This is a genomic window from Mycobacterium neglectum (assembly GCF_002591975.1).
Classification (GTDB): Bacteria; Actinomycetota; Actinomycetes; order Mycobacteriales; family Mycobacteriaceae; genus Mycobacterium; species Mycobacterium neglectum.
This window is the reverse complement of the sequence record NZ_NVQE01000008.1, coordinates 1-20,051: the sequence shown is the minus strand read 5'-3', so window position 1 is coordinate 20,051 and position 20,051 is coordinate 1. Positions and strand designations below refer to the sequence as shown.

At 65.0% G+C, this 20,051-nt stretch carries 17 protein-coding genes; 8 read left to right on the top strand and 9 right to left on the bottom strand.

Annotation, left to right across the window (positions count from 1 at the left end):
* Positions 1-2 precede the first annotated feature (2 nt).
* Complete coding sequence (locus CSQ99_RS08790) at positions 3-1,178, bottom strand: acyl-CoA dehydrogenase family protein (RefSeq protein WP_099038686.1); 1,176 nt, start codon at positions 1,176-1,178, stop codon at positions 3-5.
* Positions 1,179-1,300: 122 nt separating this feature from the next.
* Here CSQ99_RS08790 and CSQ99_RS08785 point away from each other — a divergent pair, with 122 nt between their 5' ends.
* The 6 genes from CSQ99_RS08785 to CSQ99_RS08760 all read left to right on the top strand — a co-directional run bounded on the left by CSQ99_RS08785 (position 1,301) and on the right by CSQ99_RS08760 (position 7,757).
* Positions 1,301-2,026: a TetR/AcrR family transcriptional regulator gene (locus tag CSQ99_RS08785; RefSeq protein ID WP_099038685.1), complete on the top strand. Its 726-nt coding sequence runs from the start codon at positions 1,301-1,303 to the stop codon at positions 2,024-2,026.
* Between the two features lie 59 nt (positions 2,027-2,085).
* On the top strand, positions 2,086-2,904 hold the full coding sequence (locus CSQ99_RS08780) for an acyl-CoA thioesterase (RefSeq protein WP_099038684.1): 819 nt from the start codon (positions 2,086-2,088) through the stop codon (positions 2,902-2,904).
* A 140-nt stretch (positions 2,905-3,044) separates the two neighbouring features.
* A complete protein-coding gene (locus tag CSQ99_RS08775) occupies positions 3,045-4,256 on the top strand; it encodes a cytochrome P450 (RefSeq protein ID WP_099038683.1) in 1,212 nt (403 codons plus the stop codon).
* A 51-nt stretch (positions 4,257-4,307) separates the two neighbouring features.
* On the top strand, positions 4,308-5,147 hold the full coding sequence (locus tag CSQ99_RS08770) for a mycofactocin-coupled SDR family oxidoreductase (RefSeq protein ID WP_099038682.1): 840 nt from the start codon (positions 4,308-4,310) through the stop codon (positions 5,145-5,147).
* Between the two features lie 11 nt (positions 5,148-5,158).
* Entirely contained in the window at positions 5,159-6,232 is a 1,074-nt protein-coding gene (locus CSQ99_RS08765) for a phosphotransferase (RefSeq protein WP_099038681.1), read from the top strand.
* 91 nt (positions 6,233-6,323) lie between these two features.
* On the top strand, positions 6,324-7,757 hold the full coding sequence (locus tag CSQ99_RS08760; RefSeq protein WP_099038680.1) for a WS/DGAT/MGAT family O-acyltransferase: 1,434 nt from the start codon (positions 6,324-6,326) through the stop codon (positions 7,755-7,757).
* Position 7,758: 1 nt separating this feature from the next.
* Here CSQ99_RS08760 and fadD12 read toward each other — a convergent pair whose 3' ends face one another.
* Both fadD12 and CSQ99_RS08750 read right to left on the bottom strand, forming a co-directional pair.
* Positions 7,759-9,303, bottom strand: a complete 1,545-nt coding sequence (gene fadD12 / locus CSQ99_RS08755; protein ID WP_245908828.1) for an acyl-CoA ligase FadD12 — start codon at positions 9,301-9,303, stop codon at positions 7,759-7,761.
* 63 nt (positions 9,304-9,366) lie between these two features.
* Complete coding sequence (locus tag CSQ99_RS08750; protein WP_099038679.1) at positions 9,367-10,167, bottom strand: lysophospholipid acyltransferase family protein; 801 nt, start codon at positions 10,165-10,167, stop codon at positions 9,367-9,369.
* Positions 10,168-10,266: 99 nt separating this feature from the next.
* On the opposite strand from CSQ99_RS08750, the gene CSQ99_RS08745 reads away from it, so the two are divergent.
* On the top strand, positions 10,267-11,343 hold the full coding sequence (locus CSQ99_RS08745; RefSeq protein WP_099038678.1) for an NAD-dependent epimerase/dehydratase family protein: 1,077 nt from the start codon (positions 10,267-10,269) through the stop codon (positions 11,341-11,343).
* Between the two features lie 17 nt (positions 11,344-11,360).
* Positions 11,361-12,194: an SDR family NAD(P)-dependent oxidoreductase gene (locus CSQ99_RS08740; protein ID WP_099038677.1), complete on the top strand. Its 834-nt coding sequence runs from the start codon at positions 11,361-11,363 to the stop codon at positions 12,192-12,194.
* 78 nt (positions 12,195-12,272) lie between these two features.
* On the opposite strand, the gene CSQ99_RS08735 is transcribed toward CSQ99_RS08740, so the two are convergent.
* The 6 genes from CSQ99_RS08735 to CSQ99_RS08710 are packed head-to-tail and all read right to left on the bottom strand — an operon-like array spanning position 12,273 to position 20,035.
* A complete protein-coding gene (locus CSQ99_RS08735) occupies positions 12,273-13,079 on the bottom strand; it encodes an SDR family NAD(P)-dependent oxidoreductase (protein ID WP_099038676.1) in 807 nt (268 codons plus the stop codon).
* Positions 13,080-13,088: 9 nt separating this feature from the next.
* A complete protein-coding gene (locus tag CSQ99_RS08730; RefSeq protein WP_099038675.1) occupies positions 13,089-15,500 on the bottom strand; it encodes a CaiB/BaiF CoA-transferase family protein in 2,412 nt (803 codons plus the stop codon).
* Positions 15,500-16,561 (bottom strand): enoyl-CoA hydratase/isomerase family protein, encoded by a 1,062-nt coding sequence (locus CSQ99_RS08725; RefSeq protein ID WP_425437799.1) that lies wholly within the window; start codon positions 16,559-16,561, stop codon positions 15,500-15,502. The genes CSQ99_RS08730 and CSQ99_RS08725 overlap by 1 nt, the downstream gene beginning before the upstream one ends.
* Complete coding sequence (locus CSQ99_RS08720) at positions 16,479-17,615, bottom strand: M24 family metallopeptidase (RefSeq protein ID WP_099038673.1); 1,137 nt, start codon at positions 17,613-17,615, stop codon at positions 16,479-16,481. The genes CSQ99_RS08725 and CSQ99_RS08720 overlap by 83 nt, the downstream gene beginning before the upstream one ends.
* Before the next feature lie 3 nt (positions 17,616-17,618).
* On the bottom strand, positions 17,619-18,794 hold the full coding sequence (locus CSQ99_RS08715; RefSeq protein WP_245908827.1) for a M24 family metallopeptidase: 1,176 nt from the start codon (positions 18,792-18,794) through the stop codon (positions 17,619-17,621).
* A gap of 59 nt (positions 18,795-18,853) precedes the next feature.
* Positions 18,854-20,035 (bottom strand): amidohydrolase family protein, encoded by a 1,182-nt coding sequence (locus CSQ99_RS08710; RefSeq protein ID WP_099038671.1) that lies wholly within the window; start codon positions 20,033-20,035, stop codon positions 18,854-18,856.
* Positions 20,036-20,051: the final 16 nt, after the last annotated feature.

Here is a 20,051-nt window from a genome sequence, read left to right as displayed (position 1 = left end):
TCCTAATTGCGGGGTAGACCCAGCAGGCGCTGGGCGATGATGTTGCGTTGAATCTCGGATGTGCCGCCTGCGATGGTGCCGCCGAACGTGCGAACGTAGCGCTCGAACCAACCGCTTCTGTACAGGTCGAGGTGACGCGCGCTGTACGACCCCGAGAAGGCTGGAGAGGCGAAGGCGTCGACGCCAGCCGCGGCCAGCGCGTGCTCGGATGCCGCCTGCGAGGCCTCGGAGCCGAAGAGCTTGAGCACCGACAGCGCCGCCGCGTCCTCGTCGCCACGGGCGGCTTGCGCCAGCGCCACCGAGCCGAGTAGACGAAGGGCGTGGTTGTCCATGACCAGCGTGGCGTACCGATCCAGGTCCAGCCCGCTGGCGGGACGAAGGTCCTCGACGAGTTCTTCCAGGCGGTCGGCGTAGCTGAGCCACAGCATGTTCCGCTCGTGGCCCAGTGATCCGCTGGCCACCTGCCAGCCTCCGTTCAGCGGACCGACGAGGTTCTCGGCAGGCACTCGGACGTCGTTGAAGAAGACCTCGTTGAAGTCCACGTCGCCCTCGTCGCACATCGAGGCGAACGGACGCCGCACCACGCCGGGCAGATCGGTCGGGATCATCAGCACGCTGATGCCCTTGTGCTTGGCGGCATTGGGGTCGGTGCGAACGAAAGTCAAGAGCACATCGGCGTCGTGGGCGCCCGACGTCCACACCTTCTGCCCGTTCACCACGAACTCGTCGCCATCGGTGTCGGCGCGGGTGCGCAGCGACGCGAGGTCGGAACCCGCGCCCGGCTCACTCATTCCCAGCGACGCGGTCATTTCGGCCCGCAGAATTGGGACAGCCCAGCGCTGCTGCTGCTCGGGAGTTCCGAACGAGATCAGCGACGCGGAGATGATGCCAACGCCCTGCGGATTGAAGGTGAGGTAGGTCCTGCGACGCGCCAGTTCCTCCTGGTGGACGTACTGCTGCAGGATCGTGGCGTTGCGTCCACCGAACTCGGGCGGGTAGCCGGGCAGCAGCCAGCCGTTGTCGAACATCAGCCGCTGCCAGCGCCGGGCCCAATCAGGAACGTGGCTGCTGGACCCCGAACGTTCGAGCGCCTCGGCATCGTCGGGCAGATGCTTGTCGAGGAACGCGACAAACTCCGCACGGAACGCCTCGACGTCAGCATCGAAGGTCAGCTGCACAGCGCTCCCAGCAGATCAGATTTTTGGTAAGACTTCTGTTACCAGTAAAAGGAGAATACTATTCTCCGAGTGAGAAAGTTACAATCTCTGACACGTTGGCCGCGAGGGGGTCGAGGACCGCAATGGCAAGGCGTTCTCCGGTACAGTCAGTCCATGTTCTCCCCACTCGGGCAGCATCCGAGCAGCCGGTGACAATTCCCAGCGAAGAACCCGCCTGGAAGCAACGCGCGGTCGAGCGATCGATCAAAACCGCGAAGCTCCGGGCCGCGCAGCGCGTTCAGCGTTTCCTCGACGCCGCCCAGGCGATCATCATCGAAAAGGGCAGCACCGACTTCACCGTGCAAGAGGTAGTCGACCGCTCACGTCAGTCCTTGCGAAGCTTCTACCTGCAGTTCGACGGTAAACACGAGTTGCTTCTGGCCTTGTTCGAAGACGCCCTCTCCCGGTCTGCCGACCAGATCCGCGCGGCCACCAGTGGCCCGGACGAGCCGATCGAGCGGCTGAAGGTCGCGATCCAGCTGCTGTTCGAGTCGTCACGGCCGGACCCAACGGCCAAGCGACCACTTTTCACCGACTTCGCGCCGCGCCTTCTGGTGTCTCATCCGTCCGAGGTGAAGATCGCCCACGCGCCGCTGCTCGCCCTGCTGACCGAACTCATGGAAGAGGCCAGCGCCGCAGGTCAGCTGCGTGCCGATATCAACCCCAAGCGAATGGCTGCGATGACGATGCAGACCGTGATGTTCAACGCGGCCCAGTCCAGCGGCCAGGAGTCCGAAGACCCGGCAGCGCACCCCATCAGCGCGGACGAACTCTGGGACTTCTGCGCGCACGGCTTCGCGGCCAGGTAGCCTGAACCGGACCCGAGAATTACGTTCTCGTCCGAGAGAATCTGACTTACACTGGGCGGGTGCCCGATCTCTGGACCGATCTGCTCGGATGCCTGGACATCGTCGAAACGTCCACGGACAACGGCGGAACGGCAGAGTTCGAGGGCCGAAACCAGCAGCTGGATTACCACCGGGTGTTCGGTGGCCAACTCCTTGGCCAGTTTCTCCGGATCGCCTCGCTGACCTGCCCGGACAAGGTCGTCAAATCCCAGCACGCGGTGTTCACTCGGGAGGGCCGGGCCGACGAGCCGGTCCGCTATCAGGCCCTTCGTGCCCACGAAGGACGGTCGTTCGCCGCGGTCACCATCACCGCGACGCAGAGCCGTGGCGTCATCGCGACTGCGACGATCAGCATGCATGCCGTTGAAGGCGGCCCCGAGCGCCAAGACATCGAAGACGCCGGACCGGTGCTCGGCCCCGAGTATGAGATCCCGCTCGACTTGATCCCCTGGGAGACGCGGGCGGCGGTCGACCTCAACGTCGCCACAACCGGCCCGCCGCAATTCGAGTTCTGGATGCGCACGCCGGCGGTCGACCCCGAATTGGCGCAGGCCCTGGCGGCCTACGCCACGGATCTGACGCTGATCGGCACGGCGCTGCGTCCGATCGACGGCGCAGACCAGCGCGGCAATGGCACGACGTTCACCTCGGCCGTCACCTCGCACACCGTGTGGTTCCATCGCCCCTTCCGTACCGACGGCTGGTTGCTGTTGCGCCAGCACAGCCCGGCGCTGGCGCATGGCCGGAGCTTCGGTCGCGGCGACGTGCTCACCGAGGACGGCGTACTGGTCGCGTCGTACGGCCAGGAGGCCCTTTTACGCTTCGCGGACGCACAATGAGAAGCCGATTCTGTTAAGCGGAGAGTATAAATTGCCCGAAACGAGTCTGCTGTTGACACCATTGCGGCGCCGATGCCAGAGTTGTGAGACAGATTGCAGCCATTTGTCTTACAACTCCCTGGTCCAGCGAGAGGCGACCCGTGACGATCAGTGCTGAAAACTCCGACGTGCAGGATGCCGCGACAGCGGACGAGCTGTACTACGACCCGTACAGCGTCGAGCTGAACATGAACCCGTACCCGGTGTTCGCCCGAATCCGCGAAGAAGCACCGCTGTACTACAACGACAAGCATGACTTCTACGCGTTGAGCCGCTACGACGATGTCAACAAGGCGCTGATCGACCACGAGACGTTCATCTCCGGTCGCGGTGCCCTGCTCGAGATCATCAAGTCCGGTATGGAGATCCCGCCCGGCACACTGATTTTCGAGGATCCACCGCTCCACAACATCCAGCGCAACTTGCTATCGCGGATGTTCACGCCACGCAAGGTGTTGGCCCTGGAACCGCAGATCCGCGAGTTCACCGCCCGCTGCCTCGACCCTCTGGTGGGCACCGGCCGATTCGATTTCGTCAACGACCTCGGCGAGCAGATGCCCATGAAAGTGATCGGGATGCTGCTGGGCATTCCTGAAGAGCATCAGCGCCGGGTCGCCGACCACGGAGAAGCCACCCTGGAGAGCAAGGAACTCGACCTGATGGCCACCGGCGAGGTGTTCGCCGAGTTCATCGACTACCGCACCGAACATCCTTCCGATGACATCATGACGGACCTGCTGAACGTCGAATTCACCGACGAGACCGGTACCGTGCGGCGGCTGCGGCGAGAAGAGCTGCTCATGTACCTGACCGTCGTCGCGACGGCGGGGGCAGAGACCACGACCCGACTGATCGGCTGGGCGGGTAAGACGTTGGCCGAAAACCCCGACCAGCGTCGGGAACTGGTGGAGAACCCCGCCCTGATTCCACAGGCGATCGAGGAGATCTTGCGCTGGGAGCCACCGGCCCTGCAGATGGCCCGCTACGTCGCGCGTGACACTGAGCACTACGGTCAGACGGTCCCGGAGGGCAGCGCGATTCTGCTGCTGATCGGCGCCGCCAACCGTGACCAGCGGCGCTTCCCTCCGAATGGCGATGTGTTCGACATCCACCGAGAGCAGCACTCGCACATGACATTCGGCGCTGGCACCCATTTCTGCATGGGTAATGCGTTGGCGCGCCTCGAGGGTCGCATCGCGCTCGAGGAGATCCTCAAGAGATTCCCGACGTGGGAGGTCGACTGGCCGAACGCGCATCCTTCCCAGACCACGGCGGTTCGTGGCTGGAAATCCATGCCCACCTTCGTTTCCTGAATTTTTTCTGAATATCGATAACACCCACCACCACCGAAGGACACCAAAGACATGGCAGGACGTGTAGAAGGCAAGGTCGCGTTCATCACCGGCGCGGCACGCGGACAGGGTCGCGCGCACGCGGTGCGACTGGCCTCCGAAGGCGCCGACATCATCGCAGTCGATATCTGCAAGAAGATCGACACCGTCGACCTGATCGAGGCGTCCTCCCCCGAAGACCTGGCCGAGACCGCCGATCTGGTGAAGGGCCACAACCGTCGCATCTACACCGCTGAGGTCGACGTCCGCGATTACGACGCACTGAAGGCTGCGGTCGATGCTGGCGTCGAGCAGCTGGGTCGGTTGGACATCATCGTTGCCAACGCCGGCATCGGCAACGGTGGCCAAACACTGGACAAGACAAGTGAAGTCGACTGGACCGCCATGATCGACATCAACCTCGGCGGGGTATGGAAGACCGTCAAGGCCGGCGTGCCGCACGTCCTCGAGGGCGGCCGCGGCGGCTCGATCATCCTGACCAGCTCCGTTGGCGGCCTGAAGGCCTATCCGCACACCGGCCATTACGTCGCCGCCAAACACGGTGTGGTGGGCCTGATGCGCACCTTCGCCGTCGAACTCGGCGCCCAGAACATCCGCGTCAACTCGGTGCACCCGACCAACGTGAACACACCCTTGTTCATGAACGACGGCACTATGCGGCTGTTCCGTCCCGATCTGGAGAACCCGGGCCCCGAGGACATGAAGGTCGTCGGACAGATGATGCATACGCTGCCCATCGGCTGGGTCGAGCCCGAGGACGTCGCGAACGCCGTGCTGTTCCTGGCCTCCGACGAGGCGCGCTATGTCACGGGTGTGACCCTGCCCGTCGACGGCGGCAGTTGTCTGAAATAGGCTGACCCACAGTGACTGTCGCAGAGCTCTCGCTCCCACGGGGATGGGATGACATCACGCCGGATTGGATGACGGCCGCGTTAGCGCGGCACCATCCCGAGGCCGTGGTCGACGGGGTGAGCGTGGTGCTCCGCGACGACGGCACCAACAAGAGGGCGCGGTTGGCGCTGACGTATTCGGCTGGGTCAGGCCCGGCGACGGTGTTCGCCAAGGCCGTCGACCCCGACCACGCCGAGCTCGTCGCGCTGACGAGCGGGCTGTATCACGAACCGCGACTGTTCACCTCGGGCGTCGAGCTACCGCTCGACCACCCGACCGTCTACACGGCGCTGATCGACGAGGATCGCTCGAACTTCTTGATGGTCATGGAGGACGTCGTCGCCAGGGGTGCGGACCCGCGAGACTCGACTCGTCCGATGTCGATCGATCAGGTAGCGAGTGGGGTGCGCGGGCTCGCGCGCATGCACAGCCAGTTTTGGGGTGACCGCCTCGACACCTTTCCGACGCTCGGCTGGCTCGAACCGTTCGTCGCATTCGAAGGCATGCAGTACGCGCCGTTGCACATCGCCAACGAGCGGCTGGGCGACACCGTGGCGCCCGAGATTCTCGCGCTCAGTGGAACCGATCTCTTCGTCGATATCTGGGCCCGCTACATCGGCAGCCTGACCCGTTCCACCCAGACGCTGCTGCACGGCGACCCCCACATCGGCAACACGTACGTCCTGCCGAACGACGAGGTCGGGTTCCTGGATTGGCAGATGGCCCGGCGCGGAAACTGGTCGCTCGATCTCGGTTACTTCCTGCAAGGCGCGCTCACCATCGAGGACCGCAGGGCCGGAGAACGGGACCTGCTCAACGAATACCGCGGTGCCCTCGATCTGCCCGCCGACGAGCTGCCCGGCGCCGACGAGGTGTGGCTGCGTTACCGCGCATCCGTCGCGCACGGGCTGGCGATCTGGATGGCGACGCTGTCCGGCGGGGACGCCTGGCAGGGGGCCGACATCTGTCTCGCGTTGGCCCAGCGGTACGGCGCCGCATTCATCGACCTCGAGACGCGCACAGCGCTGGACGCCATCAGCACCTAGAACACGTCCCCGCTGCGCCCGCCCGTTCGCCGAAACCTCGGAGATCATGGTTGGAGGGTGGTTGCATAGGACCCGTCCGAAAGGGTGGGGTGTGAAGCGACTCAATGGCATGGATGCGATGCTGCTGTACAGCGAGACGCCTAATCTGCACACCCACACGCTGAAGGTGGCGATCATCCACGCCGCCGACTATCCGGGTGGGTTCGCCTTCGACGTGTTCACAAAGACCGTTGCACACCGACTGCACCTACTCGAACCGCTGCGATACCGGCTGATCGACATCCCGTGGAAACTGCACCACCCCATGTGGTTGGAAGACTGTCCGGTCGACCTCGACTACCACCTGCGTCGCGTGCAGGTGCCCGCTCCTGGCGGCCGTCGCGAACTCGACGAAGTGATCGGTCAGATCGCGAGCACACCGCTGGACCGCAGCCGCCCGCTGTGGGAGTTCCATTTCGCCGAGGGCATGGCCGACGACCGTTTCGCGCTCATCGGCAAGGTGCACCACACCTTGGCTGACGGGGTGGCCTCGGCCAATCTGCTCGCCCGTTTGATGGACCTGTCCGGCTCGGCCGCCGACGAAAGCGATGAGTACCCGGTGTGTGAGGACCCGTCGACGTCCGAACTACTGGCAGCGGCGGGCCGCGACCACGTCGCGCATGTCGCCGCGCTGCCCCAGTTGGCACGCGATGCCGCGCGGGGAATCTCTCGGCTGCGTCGGCGCACGAAAGAGCGCAGCGATCATCCGGACCTGGCCAAGATGTTCAAGACACCACCCACTTTCCTCAACCATGTGGTCTCTCCGGCACGGACGTTCGCGACGGCGTCACTGTCGTTGGCCGAAGTCAAGGAGACGGCCAAAGCGCTCGGCGTGACGTTCAACGACATAGTGCTGGCGACGGCGGCCGGCGGACTGCGTGAACTGTTGTTGCGCTATGACGGACGCGCGGACCGCCCGCTGATGGCGTCGGTGCCGGTCAGTACCGACCTGTCACCGGATCGGGTCACCGGCAATGAGATCGGCGGGCTGTCGGTGTCGTTGCCCATCCACATCGACGACGCACTCGAGCGGGTGCGGCTGACAGCGTTGTCGACCGCGCGGGCGAAAGAGGACTACGAACTCCTCGGACCGAAGCTGCAGGGGCAGATGATGGAGTATCTGCCCCCTCCGCTGACCCCGGTGCTACTTCGGTGGCAGTCCAAGCGAGCCGCACACAACAGGCTGATGAATGTCGCGGTGTCGAGCGTTCCCGGTCCACGCGAGCGCGGCCACATCGGCGGCGCGCCGGTCAGCGAGATCTACTCGATCGGGGTGCTCTCGGCGGGCAGCGCCTTCAACATGACGGTCTGGAGCTACGTCGACCAGGTCGACATCTCGATACTGTCCGATGACGAGACCTTCGACGACATCCACGAGGCGACCGACGCGATGGTCCACGGTCTGACCGAGATCCGTGCCGCCGCCGGGCTGCCGCCGCTGAGCACCGTCGACACCGCGATGGCGCCTGCGCCCGCGGTCGGTTAGGTCACGAGTTGCGAAGTTCGTTGCGCAGAATTTTGCCGGTACTACCCCGGGGCAACTCGTCGAGCACCGTGATCTCGCGCGGCACTTTGTAATTCGCGAGGTTGTCCCGTACGTGCTGTTTGAGAGCGTCCGGTGTCGTCGACGCCCCCGCCTCGAGCACCACGAACGCGACGAGCCGTTGACCGTACTGCTCGTCGTCGACCCCGAGCACCGTGGCCTCGGACACCTCTTCGTGCGCGGACAACGCCTTCTCGACCTCGATCGGGTAGACGTTCTCGCCACCGGAGACGATCATCTCGTCGTCGCGGCCCACCACGAACAGTCGGCCCTGCGCGTCGAGGTAACCCATATCCCCCGATGCCATGAAGCCGTCGTGGAAGTCCTTGGTCGTACCGGAGGTGTACCCGTCGAACAGTGTTCCGCTGCGGACGAAGATCTGCCCGGTCTCACCGGTGGGCACCTCGTTGAAGTCTTCGTCGACGATCCGGATCTCGGTGCCGTCAGCGGGTTTTCCCGCCGTATCGGGTGCGGCGCGCAGATCCGCCGGCGTCGCGGTCGCGATCATGCCCGCCTCGGTGGCGTTGTAGTTGTTGTAGATCACGTCGCCGAACTGGTCCATGAACTTGATCACCACATCGGGACGCATGCGTGACCCCGACGCAGTGGCGAAACGTAAAGACCTGGCGCTGTACCGGTTGCGCACATCCTCGGGCAGATCCATGATGCGGTCGAACATGACGGGAACCACCGCCAGACCCGTCGCGCTGTGGCGATCGATCAGCTCCAGCGTCGCTTCCGGGTCGAACCTGCGGCGAGTGACGATCGGGCAGGCCAACAGCGCCGCGAACAACAACTGCGAGAACCCCCACGCGTGGAACATCGGCGCGACGATCACAATGGGTTCCTCCGCGCGCCACGGGGTGCGGTCGAGCACCGCCTTCAGGTCACCCGTTCCGCCGCTGCCCGCAGATCGCTTGGCCCCCTTGGGTGTTCCGGTGGTGCCCGACGTGAGCAGAATGATGTCGCTCTTGCGCTCGCTGGGTTGCGGCCGCTGACCGGCGTGGCGTTCGATCAGCTTGTCCACGGTCAGTGGGGCGTCGGTGCGATCGGTCCAGCCCAGGATGCGCGTGGTGTCCGGTCTGCCTTCCAGCGCCCGGTCGACGATCGCGGTGAACTCCTCGTCGTAGATGACGGTGTCGGCGCCCTCGCGTTCGACGACCTCGGCCAGCGCAGGACCGGCGAAGGACGTGTTGAGAAGCAGCACGTCGGAGCCGATCCTGTTGGACCCCACCAGCGCCTCGATGAACCCGCGGTGGTTGCGGCACATCACCGCAATGGTTTTCGGGACACCTCCGGATTGGGCCTGCAGCGCGGCGGCCAACGCGTCACAACGGTCGTCGATCTGCTTCCAGGTGAGCGTGCCTCGCTCGTCGATCAGTCCGGGGCTGTCGGGACACCGCTGGGCAGCTGTCGCGAAGCCCGAGGTGGCGGTCATCCCCACCCTGCGCACCGCGGCGCCCATCCGGAGATAGCGGTCAGGGCGCATCGGTGCTATCAGCCGTGCGCGCCAGAGCGTTTGAAGGAGTCCCAAAGTGTCGGCCACGATCCGTCAGCCAAGCACAGGAAAGCGCCGTTCGCGGGCGAGTTCGTCAAGCGCCTCCTGCATCACGGCCCGAACGTGGAGATCGACCATGTCGATGTCGGGGTTCTCGCCGAACTCTGCCGCGATGTCAATGGGCTGCAGAATTCGGGTCACGATCTTGGACGGCAGCGGAACGTTCGGCGGGAAGAACACGGACAGTCCGAACGGGAAGCCAATGCTGATCGGCAGAATCTCGGCCCGCAGCCGATTGAGGCCCAACCGCCGGGCGATCGAGTCCCCACGAGCGAGGAACAGTTGGGTCTCCTGTGCACCGATCGAGACCATCGGCACGATCGGCACCCCGGTCTCGATCGCGGTCCTGACGTATCCCTTGCGGCCGTTGAAGTCGACGACGTTCTCGGTGAAGGTCGGACGATACGAGTCGTAGTCGCCACCGGGGAACACCAGTACGAGGGCGCCGTCCCGCAGTGCCTGAGCAGCGTTGTCCCGGTTTGCCTCGATGACGCCCGCACGATGCAGCAAGTCCCCGATGGGACCCAGGAAGATCATGTCATGCCCGAGTGTGTAGACCGGACGGTCGTAGCCGAACTTCTGGTAGAACTGCGGCGCGAAAACCAGCACGTCTGGTGTGAACATGCCGCCGGAATGGTTGGACACCACCAGCGCCCCGCCCGCCGTGGGCACATGCTCCAGATCGCGCACCTCCGCACGGAAGTAGCGCTTGATGAGTGGGCCGACCCGGTCCACGATCTGCCGCGTGAGATCGGGATCCCACTTGGCGACCTTTTTGTCCGCAGCGTCGCTCATGATGTGTTTGTTCCCAACTTCGTGCCCCGCTACCCGACGTAATACTGAGTAGTAGTACTCTCTAAAAAAGAGAATACCATATCCGCAGGTAGGAGGCATATGTCTGATGCCGTGCTCGTCACCGGAGGCTTCGGCCTGGTCGGATCGGCGACCGTGCGACGGCTGGCTGCCCTCGGTCGGCCGGTGGTCGTCGCCGACCTGGAAACACCCGCCAACGTCAAGGCCGCGCAGAAGCTCCCCGACGGCGTCCGCTTCCGGTGGACCGACCTCACCGACGCCGAGCAGGTTCAGCGGTTGGTGTCCGAAACCGCTCCGTCCGCGATCATCCATCTGGCCGCGATCATCGCGCCCGCGATCTACAAGCTGCCCAAGTTGGCGCGGCGGGTCAACGTCGATGCCACGAAGACGTTGGTGGGCATCGCCGAGGCGCAAGCGAATCCGCCGCGGTTCGTCCACGCGTCCAGCAATGCGGTGTTCGGCCCGCGCAATCCACACCTCACTCCGCTGCCGCTGACGACCGACGACCCGATGCGGCCTGTCGACATCTACAGCGGAACCAAGGCGGAGGCCGAGGAGATCGTCCGTTCGTCGAGTCTGGAGTGGGTGGTGCTGCGGTTCGGCGGCGTGCTCAGTGCCGATATGTCGGCGCTGCCGCTCAGTGCCGACGCGATGCTCTTCGCGAGCGCGTTGCCGACTGACAACAGGGTGCAGACCGTCGACGTCCGCGATGTCGCATGGGCGTGCGCGGCGGCAACCACCGCGGACGCCGCAGGCGAAATCCTGCTGATCGCCGGCGACGAGTCACACCGTCGGTGCTACGGCGATCTCGCACCGGCCCTCGTCGAGGCGTTGGGCATGGCGGGCGCGATCCCCCCGGGGCGACCCGGCAACCCAGACAGCGAGACCGACTGGTTCGTCACCGACTGGATGGACACCACGCGCGCACAGGAAGCGCTGCAGTTCCAGCACTACTCGTGGTCGGAGATGATGGCCGAACTCACCGCCACGTTCGGCTGGAAGCGCCACCCGGCGCGACTGATCGTGCCGATCGTCCGCGCGGTGATGACACGCAAAGGCGCGTACTGGAAGGCCCCCGGGATCTACGCCGATCCGTGGGGCGTCATTCGCGCCGAATTGGGCGACCCGTCGTGGGATCCGCCGAACGGAACGCGCTGAGCGCATAGTGTCGCGCCGTGGACAGTTACCAGGGGCGCACGGCAGTCATCACCGGAGCGGCGAGCGGAATCGGGTTCGCCACTGCACAGGAGTTCGCGCGCCGCGGCGCTCGCCTCATGCTTTCAGACATCAACGAGGCCGCCCTGCAGACGGCGGTGTCGACGCTGCGCGACGACGGGGTCGACGTACACGGCGTGGTCTGTGACACCCGCAAGCTCGACGACGTCGTGCATCTGGCCGACGAGGCATTTCGGGTGTTCGACAGTGTGCACGTGGTGTTCAACAACGCGGGCATCGCGTATGCGGGCTTGATCGCGGACACCAGCCACGACGACTGGCGCTTCGTGATCGACGTCGATCTGTGGGGCCCCATTCATGGCGTCGAGGCATTTCTGCCGCGGTTGATCGCGCAGCAAGAGGACAGCCACATCGTTTTCACGTCGTCCTTCGCCGGTCTCATCCCCAATGTCGGTCTCGGACCGTACTGCGTCGCCAAGTACGGCGTCGTCGCACTCGCCGAGACGCTGTCGCGTGAGGTGCGGGCCAATGGAATCGGGGTTTCGGTGCTCTGCCCGATGATCGTGGACACCGGCCTGATGGCCAACAGCCAGCGGGTCAGAAGCGAGGATTACGGCCCCGCCTCGACAGCCGAACCCCCGCAGGACCTGCCGTCAGCGGCGACTGACCCGGAGGTGCGCGTGGACGACGTCGCGCGGCTGACGGCCGATGCGATCCTCGCCAACCGTCTCTACGTCATTCCGCATCAGGCGTCGCGGCCGTCGATCCAGCGCAGGTTCGAGCGCATCGACCGCGCCTTCGACGAGCAGATCGCCGAGGGCTGGACCCACTGAGTCGATCGCCTCAATGCCGAGTGTCCAGTTATCCGACACATTAGGGCTGGAAGCGTCGTATAACTGGCCAATGGGACCCTAGCTCGGTCCCAGCTGATAGTCGCCGGTCTGCGGATGGTGGTACCAACCGCTGGCGGCCTGCGTTCCGCCGTCGACGTGGATGGTCTGCCCGGCGATGTAACTCGACATCTCGGATGCGAGAAAGATTGCGGCGCCCGCCATCTCGTCGACATGACCGGGTCGGTTCATCGGAATGCCGGGGGCCTTGTCGTCGCGCATGCTGCCACCGGACAGCGCGATCAGGCCCTCGGTCAGGGTCAGATCGGGCGCCAATGCGTTGACGCGGATATGGTGCGGCGCCAATTCGAGGGCCGCCGTCTTGGTGTAGTTGATGACGCCGGCTTTCGCCGCGGCGTACGCCGCGTAGCCCGGCGCCGCCCGGACACCCTCGATCGACGTCACGTTGATGACGCTGCCGGGTAGGCCGGCCGCCACCAGACGTCGCGTCACCCGTTGAGTACAGAGCAGCACATGGCGAAGGTTGCTCTTGTACAGCGCATCCCAGCCGTTCTCGCTGGTGTCCAGCAGAGGTGAGAAGAACACGCCACCGGCATTGTTCACAAGTATCGATACCTCGCCGAGTTCCTCGACGGTGCGCTGTAGGGCTGCATCGACCTGTTCACTGTCCCGAACATCGACCGCGAGGCCCAGCGCGCCGATACTGTCTGCCGACGATGCGCAGGTTTCGGCGTCGCGCTCCCAGATCGCGACCGAGGCACCGAACGCCGCCATCCCCGCGGCGATGCCGCGCCCTATCCCCGCTCCCCCGCCCGTGACGACCGCTACACGGCCGGTGAGCAGGATGTTGGACGGATCGATGGCCACCGGTCGAGGCTAGCCCGTCTTGGCCTTGCTCGGCCCCATCGCCGGAGCATTGCCGATCACGCCATGAGCCTGTAGGTCGGCGATCTCGTCGTCGGTGAGCCCGAGTTCGGAGAGCAATTCATGATTGTGCTGACCGAGCAGCGGAGCAGGCTCGATGTGGATGCGCTCCGGGCCGCGCGAGAACGTGAACGGCAGGGTGCTGTGCGGCGTGCGGGCATTCACCGGGTGTCCGACGTCCTCGAAGAAACCACGGGCCGCCAACTGCGGAATCTCGGTCTGGCGGTGCGGTTGCATCACCTTGGCCACCGGCACACCGCGTTCCCACAGCGCGTCGACGATGTCGTCGCCGGTACGGTCCACGCACCAAACGGCGATGTGCTCGTCGATGTCGTCGTGGCGGGCGCGCCTGCCCGCGGTGGTACTGAGTTCGGGATCCGTCGCCCAGTCGGCGCGCCCGACAGCGTCGCAAAGACCGGTCCATTGCTCGTCGGTGGTGACTGCGACCGCGACCCAGCAGTCGGCGCGGCCGAACTCGTCGATCTCGTTGGTGCGGTACAGGTTCTGCGGCGCCGCGGTCGGTCCGCGGTTACCGTCGCGTTCCAGTAGCGCACCGTAGGCGGAGTACTCGATGAGCTGTTCGGCGGCGACGCTGAGCGCGGCGTCGACCATGGCGGCCTCGAGGAGCACTCCCTGTCCGGTGCGGCTCCGGTGTTCCAGGGCCACCAGCAGCGCATTGAGTGCGTGGATGCCCGCGTTCGGATCACCGACCGAATAGGGCTCGTACGGATTGCGGTCGGGATACCCGGTGAGCCAACTGATTCCGGATGCCGCCTCGATCACGTACGCGAACGCGGGGTTGTCACGCCACGGGCCATCCAGGCCGAATCCGGGCATCCGCAGCATGACGGCGTCGGGTCTAATCGCCTGCACTGCAGAGAAATCGAGACCGATCTGGTCAACCACCCGCGGGGTGAAGTTCTCGACGATCACGTCGCAGGTGGCGATGAGGCGATTGAGGACATCACGTCCGGCATCGCTTTGCAGGTCGAGGGTCAAACCCTTCTTGTTGGTGTTGAGTCCGGAGAAGATCGGCGACTTCTCCCACCACTGGCCTTCGGTGATCGGTATGCCTGCGATGAGCCTGGTGCCGTCGGGCCGCCGCGTCGACTCCACGTGGATGACTTCGGCACCCAGCATGGCGAGGATGTGTGTGCACGACGGTCCCGCCCAGAACGTCGTCATATCCAGCACGCGCAACCCGCTGAACGGCAACTGTGTCCCCACCGTGAGCTCCGCGCGACGACCCCGAAGGCTATCCCGCGAGCGGTAGTGCTCGGTGTGTTCGCCCAGCCGTGGCGCAGGCTCGGGTGCGCGGAGCAACGGAGGCGTTGTCCGAAAAGGATGGCCGGGTTGGTCGAACCCGTCGCGGGGATTCGTCACGAAAGATCCGCGCTCGACGAAATGGTCGAGGCCGGCGACGTTGGCGCCGTTCGCGACCGGAGCGTTCGGGATCCGGAATGCGGTCGCCAGATCCCTGATCTCGTCGACGGTCTGGCTTTCGACCCAAGCGTATAGCTCGTAGGACTTCTCGTTGGCCTGCTGTGTGATGGACAGCGGCGAGTCCTCGTCAATCCAGTCCTGGTGTCCGGTCATCGCACACAGGTCGAACCACTGCTGAGCGGTGCCACAGCCGATGTCGATCAGACCATCCTTGGCACGGGCGATCCCGGGAACCGTCAACCGCCTGGCATCCCGCCACGGCCTGCCCAACATCTCGTAATAGGCAACCGGATAGTAGGTGAGCCCGAGGATCTGGGTCTCGAGCATCGAGACGTCGACGAGTTCCGCACCACCTCGCATACGAGATGCCAACGTCGCAGCGCTGGCGTAGGCGCCGGCCAGATACTCGCCGACTTGCCCGCCGACGTACACCGGTGCGCGATCGGCCGAACCACGGCCGAGGCCGACGATGCCCCCCGACCACGCCTGGAGCGTGAACTCCGTTGCGGGACGGTCAGACCAGGGACCGTCCAGCCCGAACGGTGTGATCGAGGTGACGGTCAGGTGCGGGTGTGCCGACCGGATCGCGGCAGGTGTGAGCACGACGTGTTCGGCGACGGCCGACCCGCGCGACCACACGACCGCATCGGCGGCGTCCAGCAGCCCGTTGACGTAGTCGATATCAGCATCCGGATCCGCGACCACGCTGTGTTTCGAGCACGCCAGAAAACTGAACAACGCACCGTCCTCGCCGGGCGCGATCTCCGCGCCGGAAGCCGACCAGCGGCGCAGTGGATCACCCTCGGGTGGCTCGACTTTGATGACCGTCGCTCCACCGTCGGCAAGCAGCTTCGTGCAGTACGCGCCCGCGATGCCGACAGACAGGTCGACGACGACATACCCGTCAAGCGGAGGGGCCACTAGTCCTTCTTCTTGCGGTTCGACTTGCTCAGCCGGAAATCCGGCGGGAACTTGCTGTCGTTGTCGTTGACCGCGGCGGCCAACCCGCTGTCGATCGACTCCATCATGTCGAGATCGTCCGTATCGTCATTGGCGACACCACTACCCATCGACTCGAAGAACGCCGACAACAGGCTGCCCATGTACTCGCCCTGGTGCTGCTTGTAGATCTCGAAGAACATCTTCTGCTGGAAGACGGTGTCCACGGGCCGATTTCGTGCGCACGCCCGCGCGTACTTATCGACCTCGGCCTCGAGCTGATCGCGCGACACCACCTTGTTGAGGAAGTTGCAGTCATACATCTCTGCGGCGGTGAAGGGCCGACCGGTGAAGACCATCTCCTGGAACTTGCGCAGTCCCATCATCTGCACCCAGGTCCACATCCGCGGTCCCCACCCGTAATAGCGGAACGACGGGTGCCCGAACAGGGCGTCGTCGGAGGAGATCACGAGATCGGCGTCGGCACACTGATAGAAGTGCCACCCATAGCAGTAGCCCTTGGCCTCGACGATGCTGATCTTCTTCAGTTCCTGCAGCGGCCGGTTGCCCGCCTGCACATTCGCATACCAGGCGCTGATCGTCGCACCGCTGCGGAACGTTCCCGACGGCGGGTAGTTGACCTCGCCGACACCGTCGTCCTCCAGACGAAGCTCAGCAAGCCTCAGGTCGGTGTTGTCGTAGCCCTCCATGAACTCCGGAAGGTCGGCACCGCTGCCCAGATTGTCACCGACACCACGGATCACGACGACCTTCACGTCGTTATCCACGGTCGCCGCACGCAGCAGGTCGGCGTACCGAAGCCGCGCCATCGATGTCGGCGCGTTCAGATACTCGGGACGGTTGAAGGTGATCGTGGCGATCTTGGTCTTCGGGTCCTTCTCGTAGAGGATGAGCTCTTCGGGGGACGGTCGACTGCCGTTCTCAGACACTGGTTCTCCTTCAGCTGATTCCGGCGGCGGCCTGCGCCGGCGAGGGGCTGGCCGTGAGCACTTCGGCTCCGGTGTCGGTGACAAGCACCGCATCGCGGCGGAACACCGCACCGACACCCGCTTCCCACACGTAGGCCGTGACGGCCAGTACCGACCCGGGGTCGAGACGCTCGTCGGCAGAAGTCTGCGGCAGGTCGGGCGAGATCACCGGCGGATCGAAGCCGAGACCGAGACCGTGGGCCACGGGTATCGGCGGCAGCGCCTCACCCGCGGCGTCGTAGGCCGCGAGCAGCTCACCAGCCGAAGCGCCGGGCCGGCACGCGTCGATCAACCTCTCCCACAGATCATTCGACCGACCGAAGAGCGCATCCGCACCGGGAACGTCACCGACCGGCCACGTCCTGCCGACCTCACCCACGTAGCCGTCGGCGAGCGCACCGGCGGCGAAGGCCACCAGGTCGCCCTCGGCGATCCTGCGGTCGCGCCGACCGACGCGCCAGGCGTGGTCGGGCGACGTGATCCACGCGCCGTCCTGGGTCGCCGAGGTGCTGTATCCGCCCGCGGTCATCGCCTCCATGAGGACACCGTTGAGTGCCTGCTCGGTGGTGCCCACCGCGAGCTCCGACACCGCTGCCGCAAGCCCGCGCTCGGCGACGCCGAGTGCGCCCCGTATGACGCGGATCTCGTCGGGCGTCTTGGTCCGCCGGGCGGCCTTCATCGCCACCTCGGCATCGACGAGTTCCGCGTTGGGAAACGCCATCGGCAGCAGCTGGCCGAATGTCGGTGACAGCGCATCAGTTCCGACCCGCTTCGCCTCGGCTGCACCCTTGACGTTCTTGAGGACCTCGATGATCGTCATCGGGTTCCACGCCAGACCGTAGAGGTGGTCGTGGCCGATCTCCTCGGGGATGCCTTCATCCCATGTGCTGTTGAGGTGAATCTCACCGGTGGCGCGCACCAATACGCAGATCGGCGCGAACGGGCGGGTGCCCGCGACCCAGAGTTGCGGTGCTCCCGTCACATAACGGACGTTGGCCTGGCGTCCCAGTACCAGGACGTCGAGATCGTGGGCGTTCATCGCAGCGATGGCGCGCTCACGCCGCCCGGTGCGCAGGGAGAGGTCGTCGGGGATGATCTCTTCAGCCATGGGTCAACTCAGTCCGTAAGGCGCGTAGGGGTAATCGGTGATGGACTGGTAACCGTCCTCGGTGATGATCACGATCTCCTCAGCGCGGTAGCCGCCGGTGCCGTCCTCCCAGACGACGGGCTCGAGCACGAGCAGCATGCCCGCCGGGAACACGAAGTTGTCGTCGAACTGCTCGCCGAGATCCGTTCCGATCATCGGCATTTCGGCGGCGTTGGTGCCGATGCCATGGCCGAGGTAGAAGTGCGGCAGCCACGGCTTGGTGCCGCCGTTGGCTGCAATCGCCGCGCGTGCCAGGTCGCCGGCGGTGGCGCCGGCTTTCGTCACGGCGAGCACGGCGTCGAGAATCGCACGCCACTTGGCGAAGTTCGCATTCTGTTCGGGCGTGGGATTCTCTCCCACCACCCACGTACGCCCCCAATCGGAGCAGTATCCCTCGAAGGTGATGCTGATATCGGTCCACAGCACGTCGCCTTTTGCCAACGGCTTCTCCGTCGGCAACAACGGCAGCGCCAGATCACCGGTGGTGGTCCAGACCGCACCGCTACTGCGGGTCGTCGGCATCACCTGCCAGATGGCCTCGATCATGTTCGTCGTGGCGCCGAGCTCGAAGGCCCGCCGGACGAATCGCGCCGAGAGGTCCAGCTGGCTGACGCCGGGGGCGACCGACGGCTGGACGTCGACGAGGGCCTGCTCGGTGATGCGGCAGGCCCTCCGGACAGCGGCGATCTGGTCCACGGTCTTGACCAGCTTGGCCGGGCCCACGACGAGCGCGGCATCCGTCGGCGGCCCGGCGGGGAACAGCCTTTCGGCGGCTCGTCGCATCGCCCCCGTGAGCTCGTCGACTGCGACGGAGGCACCCGGCGGGACCAGGCCCGCGAGCACTCTCGCGAAATGCTCGACGCCCTCGTCGAATTCGAGGTACAGCGGACCGTGCACATGGTCCTCCGGAACCTCTGTGTCGAACGCGCTGCCCTCACGGAACGGCATGTACAGGTGCGGATGCTCGTCGTCGGCGAGCACTACCGCGACCGGCCGCTCGACGTGCGACAGTCCGGCATCCAGTAGTGGCCAGCTGGCGCCGGTCGCGTACACCACATTGCCGTTGCCCAGCAGCACGAGCACATCGACGCCCTTGTCCTTCATGGACGCTCTGAGCCGCGCACCGCACTCGCGGTACATCCGGGAGTGATCGGGCAGGTCAGGGATATCGAGCAACGCCGAGCCCAGAGAGAGCACGGTCACGAGATACCCAGGAAGTTCTTGATGTTGGTGCTGACGATCTTCACCGCGTCCTCCGGGCCCACCGCCTCGACGACCGAGGCCAGTGACTTCTCGGAATAGCCGAACGTGCTCTCGTTGTGGGGGTAGTCCGACGACCACATCACGTTGTCGGCGCCGATACGGTCGATCAGTCGCAGTCCGAGCGGGTCAACCATGAACGAGGCGCTCATGTGGTTGGCCCAGTAATGGTGGACGTCGTGCTCGAGCTGATGATTGAACATGTGTCGGTAGGAGGCCAGCATGTGCTCAGCATCCTGCAAAGCAGTTGGCACCCAGGCGATCCCACCTTCGAACCAGCCGATTTTCAGTGTCGGATGCCGATCGAGGATCCCAGAGAACACGTACTTGGCGAACTGTTCACGGAAGGAGTCGACGTTGACCATCATGCCGACCACGACGCTGTTGTGCTCGCACGGCGTCTTCGGCGGCGTCTCGCCGATGTGGTGGCTGACCGGCAGCCCGGCGTCCTCGATCTCATCCCAGACAGCGTCCATGGCCACAGCGCCGTAGTCGTAGATGTTGCCCTCGTCGTCCTTGCCGGGGTTGAGTGGCAGCAGGAACGTTTTGAGGCCCAACGCCTTCAGCTCCTCGAGCGTGCTCCTGGTGCCCTTTGGGTCCCACCAGTTGATCAAGCCGACACCGTAGAAGTGACCGTTGGAACGTTCCTGCAGGTCGGCGATGTGCTCGTTGTAGATCCGGAACACCCGCTCGCGCAGCGACTTGTCGGGATAGTGGAACAGCGCCAGCACGGCGTTCGGGAAAGCCAGTTCCTTGTCGATGCCATCCTCTTTGAGCTCACGAATGCGTGCCTCGATGTTGTTGGAGGCGGCACCGGCGAGGTCGTCGTACTGCATGAGCACACGGCCGAAGTCCCCACCGGTCCAGGCCTTGCCCTTCATACCCACCATGTAGGCGCCGTCCTCATACCAGATGCGCGGGGCCGCACCCTTGAGTTCCTCTGGAAAGCGTTCGTAGAAGATGTCGTCGGCGACCGAGATGTGGTTGTCCGCGGAGAAGATCTCGGTCCCCGCCGGTAGACCTACGACGGTGCCGGTCGAGTGTCCCTGCCGGTTCTTGGGGGCGCCGAAACCCTCGGGGGGATAGAGCGTCTGGGGGTGGGGCGCTGTAGGGGTAGACATCGTTGGTACTCCAATC

Bases quoted from the DNA above. Each gene is read 5' to 3' on its own strand.
- CSQ99_RS08785 (WP_099038685.1), top strand. From the start codon at position 1,301: ATGGCAAGGCGTTCTCCGGTACAGTCAGTCCATGTTCTCCCCACTCGG.
- CSQ99_RS08770 (WP_099038682.1), top strand. From the start codon at position 4,308: ATGGCAGGACGTGTAGAAGGCAAGGTCGCGTTCATCACCGGCGCGGCA.
- fadD12 (WP_245908828.1), bottom strand. From the start codon at position 9,303: ATGCGCCCTGACCGCTATCTCCGGATGGGCGCCGCGGTGCGCAGGGTG.
- CSQ99_RS08750 (WP_099038679.1), bottom strand. From the start codon at position 10,167: ATGAGCGACGCTGCGGACAAAAAGGTCGCCAAGTGGGATCCCGATCTC.
- CSQ99_RS08745 (WP_099038678.1), top strand. From the start codon at position 10,267: ATGTCTGATGCCGTGCTCGTCACCGGAGGCTTCGGCCTGGTCGGATCG.
- CSQ99_RS08725 (WP_425437799.1), bottom strand. From the start codon at position 16,561: ATGCGGTGCTTGTCACCGACACCGGAGCCGAAGTGCTCACGGCCAGCC.
- CSQ99_RS08720 (WP_099038673.1), bottom strand. From the start codon at position 17,615: ATGGCTGAAGAGATCATCCCCGACGACCTCTCCCTGCGCACCGGGCGG.
- CSQ99_RS08715 (WP_245908827.1), bottom strand. From the start codon at position 18,794: ATGTACCGCGAGTGCGGTGCGCGGCTCAGAGCGTCCATGAAGGACAAG.
- CSQ99_RS08710 (WP_099038671.1), bottom strand. From the start codon at position 20,035: ATGTCTACCCCTACAGCGCCCCACCCCCAGACGCTCTATCCCCCCGAG.